This is a genomic window from Streptomyces sp. NPDC006450, from assembly GCF_040612195.1.
GTDB lineage: Bacteria > Actinomycetota > Actinomycetes > Streptomycetales > Streptomycetaceae > Streptomyces.
In genome coordinates, this window is record NZ_JBEXPT010000194.1 from 1 (window position 1) to 7,532 (window position 7,532).

Sequence of the window (7,532 nt, forward strand, 5' to 3'; positions counted from 1 at the left end):
CCGCCCCCGCGGCCGTGGTGGCGGCGGAACGACGGCAGGGCCCCGGAGCGAGGTCATCGCTCCGGGGCCCTCCCCGTGCCCGGGTTCCCCGCCGGTCCCCCGGGCGTCCGCGGCTACGCCATGTGGCAGGCCACCTCACGGGAGGCGACCGTCCGCAGCAGCGGCCGTTCGGTGCGGCAGATCTCCTGCGCCACGGGGCACCTCGGGTGGAAGGTGCAGCCCGGGGGCGGGGCGGCCGGACTCGGCGGATCGCCGAGCAGCACGATCCGCTCGCGCCGCCGCTCCGCCGCCGGGTCGGGCAGCGGGACGGCGGACAACAGCGCCCTGGTGTACGGGTGCTGGGGGTTCTCGTAGAGCGACTTCTTGTCGCCCATCTCCACGATCCGGCCGAGGTACATGACGGCGACCCGGTCGCTGACCCGCTTGACGACCGACAGGTCGTGCGCGATGAACACGTAGGCCAGGCCCAGTTCGGCGCGCAGTCGCTCCATCAGGTTGACGATCTGCGCCTGGACGGAGACGTCGAGCGCCGAGACCGGTTCGTCGGCGATGATCAGCCGGGGGCTGGTGGCGAGCGACCGGGCGATGCCGATGCGCTGCGCCTGGCCGCCGGAGAACTCGTGCGGATAGCGGTCGATGTGCTCCGGGATCAGTCCGACGAGCTCCATCAGCTCGGCGGCCCGGCGGCGGGCGTCCGCCGCGCTCGAACCCTGCACCAGCAGCGGGTCGGAGATGATCCGGGCCACCGTCTGACGGGGGTTGAGGGAGGAGTGCGGGTCCTGGAAGACCATCTGGAGGTTCCGGCGCAGGGGGCGCAGGGCGCCCTGCGAGAGCCGGCTGATGTCCTTGCCGTCGAACTCGACGCTTCCCGAGGTCGGTTCCAGCAGCCGGACCAGCATCCGCCCGGTGGTGGACTTGCCGCAGCCCGATTCCCCTACGAGGCCCAGGGTCCGGCCGGCCTCCAGGTCGAAGGAGACTCCGTCGACGGCGCGTACGGGCGCCCCCCGGCGTCCGGTCGCCGTCCGTTTGCCGGGGAAGGACATCGTGAGGTCGCGCACCCGCAGCAGCGGGGGCGGGGTCTCGCCGCGGGCCGCCGGGACCCGGTCGGTTCGGGTGCCCGGCTGGTTCGCCGTGGTCATCGGGTCACCTCCCGGACGGCGCCCGTGAAGTGGCAGGCGGACTCGCGGCCGGCGTCGCCGTAGGGACGGAGTTCGGGCCGCACCGTGGCGCAGCGCTCGCGTTCCACGTCGTCGGCCGCGGCGGCCACGGGGCAGCGCGGGGCGAAGGCGCAGCCCGGGGCCGGGGCGAGCAGGGAGGGAGGGGAGCCGGGGATGGCCCGCAGCGGCTCGTCGTCGGCGTCGTCCAGCCGGGGCAGGGAGTCGAGGAGACCCCGGGTGTAGGGGTGCGCCGGATCGGCGAACAGGTCGTCCACCGGTGCTTGTTCGGCGGCCCGGCCGCCGTACATGACCAGTACCTCGTGTGCGACCCGGGCGACCACGCCCAGGTCGTGGGTGATCATGACGACGCCGAGTCCGCGCTCCTGCTGGAGGCCGGCGATCAGCTCCAGGATCTGTGCCTGCACGGTGACGTCGAGGGCGGTGGTGGGCTCGTCGGCGATGAGCAGGTCGGGTTCGCAGGCCAGCGCCATGGCGATCATCGCGCGCTGGCGCATGCCGCCGGAGAACTGGTGCGGGTACTCCCCCGCCCGGCGGGCGGGTTCGGGGATTCCCACCTCGCCGAGCATGTCGACGGCGCGCCGTTTCGCGGCGGCCCGGCCGGCCCGGAAGTGGACCCGGAAGTGCTCGGCGATCTGCTCGCCGACCGTGTAGTAGGGGTGCAGGCTGGACAGCGGGTCCTGGAAGATCATGGCCATCTTGCGGCCGCGCAGCTTGGAGAGCTCCTTCTCGGACTTGGTGGTCAGCTCCTGTCCGTCGAGGGCGATGGAGCCGCCGATCTCGGCGCCCCGGTGCAGGCCCATGACGGCGAGGGAGGTGACGGACTTGCCGGAGCCGGACTCGCCGACGATGCCGAGCGTGCGGCCGGCCTCGACGGTGAAGCCGAGTGAGTCGACGGCGCGTACCGTGCCGCGCGGGGTGGTGAACGTGACGTGGAGGTCCCGGACTTGGAGCAGCGGGGCCGCGGGGGGCGCGGCTTCGGGAGGAGCCATCAGTACCTCACCCTCGGGTCGATGACGGCGTACAGGAGGTCGACGGCGAGGTTCGCGACGACGATGAAGAAGGCGGCCAGCAGGGTGACCCCGAGCACGACGGGCTGGTCCGAGCTGACCAGGGCCCCGTAGAACAGCCGCCCGATGCCCGGGAGTCCGAAGATGGACTCCGTGATGACGGCTCCGGCGAGCAGGCTGCCGAGGTCCATGCCGAAGATGGTGAGGATCGGGGTCATCCCGGAGCGCAGTCCGTGTTTGACCACGACGGTGCGCTCGGGCATCCCCTTGGCGCGGGCGGTACGGATGTACGGCTCGGCCATCGCCTCGATCATGGAACCGCGGCTCTGGCGGGCGTACATGGCGGCGTAGAGCAGGGCGAGCGCCGTCCAGGGCAGGAGCAGGTTGCTCGCCCAGGCCAGGGGGTTGTCGGTGAAGGCCTGGTAGGTGGGGTAGGGCAGGAGCCCGGCGATCCGGATGACTCCGTAGATCAGCATCACGGAGGTGAAGTACACGGGCAGGGAGGCTGCGGCGACCGCGCCGACCATGAGGACCTTGTCCGTGGCCGTGTCCTTGCGCAGGGCGGCGGTGACTCCCGCGCCCAGTCCGAGGACGAGCCAGAGGGCGGCGGCGCCGACGGCGAGGGAGGCGGAGACCGGGAGCCGGTCCATCAGCAGGTCCCAGACCGGCAGGGAGTTCTCGTAGGAGTAGCCCAGGCAGGGGAAGTCGCACTGGACGGCGTACTGGCCGGTGCCGAGGGTGCGTCCGGTGAAGATCCCGGTGAGGAACTCGCCGAACTGCCGCCACAGCGGCCGGTCGAGGCCGAGGTACGCGCGTACGTCGGCCAGCCGCTCGGCGCTGCAGGTCTTGCCGCAGGCGGCCGCGGCCGGGTCGGAGGGGAGCACGTAGAAGATGAGGAAGGTGACGGCGGCGATGGCCAGGAGGACGCCGGCGAGGGCGACCAGCCGGCGCGCGAGGTAGAGGATCACGTCCGGCCGCCCCTCGGGTCGAGGATGTCGCGCAGGGCGTCGCCGAGCAGGGTGAAGGCGAGGACCGCGAGGAAGAGGAAGAGGCTGGGGATGACGAAGTACATGGGGTCGGTCTCGTAGAAGGCCACGGACTCGGCGATCATCTGGCCCCAGGAGGGGGTGGGCGGGCGCACGCCCACGCCGAGGTAGCTGAGCGCGGCCTCGGTGCTGATCATCCCGGGGATGAGCAGGGTGGTGTAGGCGATGACCGGGCCGGAGACCCCCGGGAGGATGTCGCGGGTCAGGATCCGCCAGGAGCTGGACCCGCCGACGCGGGCGGCGTCCACGTACTCGCGGTGCTTGAGCGAGAGGGCCTGGCCGCGGACGACGCGGGCGACGCCGGGCCAGCCGAAGACGCCGATGACGGCGGTCATGAGGACGATGCGGTTGACGTCCTTGGCCACCGACAGCATCGCGATCATGAAGATGAGGGACGGGAAGGACATCGTCAGGTCCATCAGCCGGGACAGGACGGTGTCGGTGCGCCCGCCGAAGTAGCCGGCGGCGATGCCTGCGGCGGTGCCCGCCACGACCACGATGGCGGTGGCGGCGAAGGCGATGAGGAGCGAGACCTGGGCGCCGTGCACGACGCGGGCGAACAGGTCGCGGCCGCTGACGGGTTCCACGCCGAGCCAGTGCTCGGTGCTGATCCCGCCGAAGGAGCCGAGCGGCTGGCCTCCGAGGTAGGGGTCGATGGCGGACTTGTCGAACTCGTCCGGGGACCAGCCGCCCAGCGCGCCCAGCCAGGGGGCGGTGGCGGCCATCAGGACGAAGAGCAGGACGACGCAGAGGCTGACGCGGACGGCGGGGCGGCGGCGGAGTTCCCGCCGGGCGAGCTGCCAGGGGCTGCTGCCCGGAGGGACCTCCTTGACCGCCGCCGCGTCCGCCGCCTCCGGGGAGCCGGGGTCGGCGGCGAGGGCGGCGGTCATGATCAGCCCTGGCCCTGGCTCTTGGCCGGGTCCTTGAGGCCGATCGTGGCGTAGTCGAGCTGGCCGACCCAGACCGGGTGGCCGAAGGCGCCGGCGATGTTGGTGCCGACGAGCAGCGGCTTGCGCTCCAGCAGGACGGGGACGGCCGGGGACTTCTTCATGATCTCGGCATCGAGGTCGATCCAGGCCTGGTTGGCCTGCTTGGCGTCGGCCATGGCGTTGATCTCGTCGATCCGCTTCATCGTCGCGTCGTCGCGGAACTGCGCGTAGTTGCCCGAGTTGCCCTTGGCCTTGATGGTGCGGCCGTCGAAGACGAAGGGGAGGAAGGTGGAGCCGGAGGGGTAGTCCGGGCACCAGCCCGACAGGACGAGGTCGGGGGCGGTGGTGGTGTCGCCGATGACGTCGTAGTAGGCGCCCGGGTCGACGGTGTCGATGACCACCTCGACGCCCGCGCGGGCCAGGCCCTGCTGGATGGCCTCCGCCTTGCCCTTGTCCCCGGTGGAGACGGCCAGGGAGACCTTCAGGGTCTCCTTGCCCGCGGCCTTGAGGAGCTCCTTGGCCTTGGCCGGGTCGCCGGACGGCGCGATCTTCAGGGTGTCGGCCTGCTTGCCGCCGGAGAGCGCCGGCGGGAGGTAGGCGGTGGCGACCTCGTTGAGGGCCGGGCCGCCGCCCGCGGTGACCACGGCCTCCTTGTCGACGGCGTACTGCAGGGCCTCGCGGACCTTCGGGTCGTCGAAGGGGGCGCGGGAGTTGTTCATCTGGAGCATCTCGGTACAGCCCTGGGACTCGGCCAGCAGCCGCGACTTGATCTCCGGCTTGGGCAGCACCTTGGGTGCGCTCTCGGGCCGCATGTCGGACCACTGGACGGAGGAGGCGTCGGCGCCCTCCCCGGCGATGATCCGGTCGTCGATCTGGCCGCCCTTGAGGCCCATGACGACCACGAACTTGTCGGGGTAGGCCTTGCGGACGGTGTCGGTCTTGGCGTCCCAGTGCTCGTTGCGGACCAGGACCAGCTTCTTGTCGCGGTCGTACGACTCGATCTTGTACGGGCCGGAGGAGAACGGGCGGGCGTCGTACTGGGTGCCTTTCTCCTGGGACTCGGGGACCGGGGCGAAGGTCGGCAGGGTCGCGGTCGCGGAGAACTCGGCGACCGGCCGCTTCAGTTCGAAGACGATCGTGCGGTCGTCGGGGGTCTTCACGGAGTCGAGGTGCTTGCCCTGGAGCGGGCCCTTGTAGCCCTCGGCGCCGACGAGGTACTGGGCCGCGTAGTCGGGACCGCCGGTCAGGTCGGGGGCCATGGAGCGCTCGACGTTGTACTTGATGTCCTGCGCCTTGATGGGCGAGCCGTCCTCGTACTTCAGGCCCTCCTTCAGCGTGAAGGTCCAGGTGCGGCCGCCGTTGGAGGAGGTGCCGAGGTCGGTGGCGAGGTCGGGGACGAGCTCGCTGCCCGCCTTGCCCGGCTCGGCCTTGAAGGTGACCAGGGTGCGGTAGAGGAGCCGGGTGCCGAAGTCCATGGTCGGCATGACCCAGTTGCGGGCGGGGTCGAGGTGCGCAAAGTCCTGGTTGGACAGCACCGTCAGGGTGCCGCCCTTGACGGGCGCGCCGCCGAGGATCTTCCCGTCGTTGGCGGAGGCGGGGTTGGAGGCGCCGGCACCTGCGGCGGAGCCCTTCTTGGGGTCGGAGCAGCCCGAGGCGCCGACTGCGAGTGCGGCCACCAGGGCGGTGGCGAGGGCGAGTTGGGTGCGCTTGGTCATGGGTCACTCCAGTGAAGGGCCGCGCTCTATGATGTGACCGGTAACATAGTAATGTGAAATTGTACTGACAAGGGGTTGGACCCACCGTTATCCAGCCGTGTCCAAATCGGGGCGCGTGAAGGGGTGTTGGGCATACCGAACGCCGGGCGCGCTCCTGCGGCTGCCCGGCGTCGTGCGTGAGGGCCCGGGGTTGGCGGCCCGGGTTGAGGGCCCCGTGTCATTGGCGGCCCGGGTTGAAGGCCCCGTGTCAGAGACCCCGGGGCAAAGAACCGGCGTCAGAGGGCCCCGTCAGAGGCCCGGCGTCAGAGGCCCGAGCCCAGGCCGCCCTTGGTGCGGCCGACCGGCTCGTCCCGGCCCTGAGCCCACAGGGAGCGGACGTGGCCCAGGTGGCGGGTCATGCAGGCTTCGGCCGCCTCCGCGTCCCCGGTGAGCATCAGGTCCAGGAGCTCGATGTGTTCCTCGGCGGAGGAGACCAGCTTGCCCGCCTCGTCCAGGCCCGTCAGGCCGTACAGCCGGGAGCGCTTGCGCAGGTCTCCGACGGTTTCCACCAGGCGGTCGTTGCCCGAGAGGCCGAGGAGGGTCAGGTGGAACCGTCGGTCGGCCTCCAGGTAGCCGATGAGGTTGTGCTCGCGCGCGCTGGTGACGATCTCCTGCGCGATGGGGCGCAGGGCCTCCAGCGCCTCGGGCGTGGCGATCTTCGTGATCCGGCCGATGGTCGGGACCTCGATCATCGTGCGCAGCTCGGTGTACTGGTCCAGATCGCGCTCGCTGACCTCCGTGATCCGGAAGCCCTTGTTGCGGACCGGTTCCACCAGGCCCTCGCGGGCCAGGTCGAGCATGGCCTCGCGCACCGGGGTGGCCGAGACGCCGAGCTCGGCCGCGAGTCCGGGGGCGGAGTAGACGCTCCCGGGGCGCAGTTCACCCGCTATCAGGGCCGCCCGCAGGGCGTGGCCTACCTGGTCGCGGAGCCGTTCCTGAGCCTTGATGAGACTGTGCTGCTTCAGGTCACCCATTGCATTTCCTCCGAGACCGCTCACACCACCGGTGTGCGGAGGAACAGCGTACAATGTCACGTTGCGCTCGTTCCTCAGTGGACACCGCTCCCGGCGGCCTCGAACAGGGCCACCGCCACAGCGAGATCTTCCCAGGCCATGCCCACACTCTTGAAGAGCTGTGGACAACTCGCCGCCCCCGCACCCGGCATCCGGCCCGCGACCAGGTCGGCCAGGGTGCCGCTGATGTGACCGGCGCCGATCGCCCCCTCGGCCTCGGGCACCAGCAGGTCCCCCGCCTCCCGCAGAGCCGCCGCACGCGACTCCACGTACACGGCCGCCCGCCGGACCAGCGCCGTGTCCACCTCGCGGGCGTCCGGCTCGTGCGAGCCGACCGCGACCACCGTGGCGCCCGGCGCGATCAGCCGCCCGTCGAAGAGGGGCTCGCGGGAGGTGGTGCAGCAGATCACCAGGTCGGCATCGGCCACTTCCGCCGCCGCCCCCGGCCGGGCGGGGACGCCCAGCCCCCGCGCGTGGGGCGCCCGCTTCTCCGCGCGGGCGGCGCTGCCCGGGGGCCCCGGACGGGGCACCACCACCACCTCCCCCCGCGTGCGCCTCGCGTGCACCGCGTCGAGGGGGCCCTTCGCCGGCGGCCCCCCATCGGC

At 71.8% G+C, this 7,532-nt stretch carries 6 protein-coding genes and 1 pseudogene; all 7 read right to left on the minus strand.

The features are described 5' to 3' along the window. Positions 1–113: 113 nt before the first annotated feature. A complete protein-coding gene (locus tag ABZY57_RS31225) occupies positions 114–1,043 on the minus strand; it encodes a dipeptide ABC transporter ATP-binding protein (protein ID WP_243331896.1) in 930 nt (309 codons plus the stop codon). Between the two features lie 92 nt (positions 1,044–1,135). Beyond that, positions 1,136–2,167: an ABC transporter ATP-binding protein gene (locus ABZY57_RS31230; protein ID WP_356517675.1), complete on the minus strand. Its 1,032-nt coding sequence runs from the start codon at positions 2,165–2,167 to the stop codon at positions 1,136–1,138. After that, entirely contained in the window at positions 2,167–3,153 is a 987-nt protein-coding gene (locus tag ABZY57_RS31235) for an ABC transporter permease (protein WP_356517677.1), read from the minus strand. Before ABZY57_RS31235 ends, ABZY57_RS31230 begins: the two co-directional genes overlap by 1 nt. Continuing rightward, positions 3,150–4,127 carry an ABC transporter permease gene (locus ABZY57_RS31240; protein ID WP_356517683.1) on the minus strand — a complete coding sequence of 326 codons (978 nt, stop codon included), beginning with the start codon at positions 4,125–4,127 and terminating at the stop codon, positions 3,150–3,152. The genes ABZY57_RS31235 and ABZY57_RS31240 overlap by 4 nt, the downstream gene beginning before the upstream one ends. Continuing rightward, positions 4,124–5,875: an ABC transporter substrate-binding protein gene (locus ABZY57_RS31245; protein WP_356517679.1), complete on the minus strand. Its 1,752-nt coding sequence runs from the start codon at positions 5,873–5,875 to the stop codon at positions 4,124–4,126. Before ABZY57_RS31245 ends, ABZY57_RS31240 begins: the two co-directional genes overlap by 4 nt. A 302-nt stretch (positions 5,876–6,177) precedes the next feature. Then, complete coding sequence (locus ABZY57_RS31250; protein WP_356517681.1) at positions 6,178–6,888, minus strand: GntR family transcriptional regulator; 711 nt, start codon at positions 6,886–6,888, stop codon at positions 6,178–6,180. A 74-nt stretch (positions 6,889–6,962) separates the two neighbouring features. Beyond that, positions 6,963–7,532, minus strand: a pseudogene (locus ABZY57_RS31255) (ornithine cyclodeaminase family protein); the annotation flags it as partial.

Excerpts from the sequence above, each read along its gene's own strand:
- ABZY57_RS31225 (WP_243331896.1), bottom strand. The coding sequence starts at position 1,043 with ATGTCCTTCCCCGGCAAACGGACGGCGACCGGACGCCGGGGGGCGCCC.
- ABZY57_RS31230 (WP_356517675.1), bottom strand. The coding sequence starts at position 2,167 with ATGGCTCCTCCCGAAGCCGCGCCCCCCGCGGCCCCGCTGCTCCAAGTC.
- ABZY57_RS31245 (WP_356517679.1), bottom strand. The coding sequence starts at position 5,875 with ATGACCAAGCGCACCCAACTCGCCCTCGCCACCGCCCTGGTGGCCGCA.
- ABZY57_RS31250 (WP_356517681.1), bottom strand. The coding sequence starts at position 6,888 with ATGGGTGACCTGAAGCAGCACAGTCTCATCAAGGCTCAGGAACGGCTC.